Origin of the sequence: Massilia eurypsychrophila (assembly GCF_002760655.1) — a bacterium.
Lineage (GTDB): Bacteria > Pseudomonadota > Gammaproteobacteria > Burkholderiales > Burkholderiaceae_D > JAFCUW01.
This window is the reverse complement of sequence record NZ_PDOC01000115.1, coordinates 1-270: the sequence shown is the minus strand read 5'-3', so window position 1 is coordinate 270 and position 270 is coordinate 1. Positions and strand designations below refer to the sequence as shown.

At 61.1% G+C, this 270-nt stretch carries 1 pseudogene; it reads left to right on the top strand.

The features are described 5' to 3' along the window. A pseudogene (locus tag CR105_RS27635) lies at positions 1-144 on the top strand (IS6 family transposase); the annotation flags it as partial. Positions 145-270: the final 126 nt, after the last annotated feature.

Below are 270 nucleotides of genomic sequence, written 5' to 3'. Positions count from 1 at the left end.
AAGCGCTTCTTCGACAAGGCCATGGGAGCGAACGGCGATCCGGACAAGGTCGCGATGGACAAGAGTGGCGCCAACAAGGCGGCGATCGATGCGATCAACGCCGGCCGCGACGTGCCGATCCTGGTGCGCCAAGTCAAATACCTGGCGTTCTCAAGGACCAAGTGCAACACCTCCTACTGTAAGGTGCCGCCATGGCGAAAATCTACCAACATCTGACTACCCAGGAGCGCGCCGTCGTCATGACCATGCGCGCCGACCTGTGCTCCACCC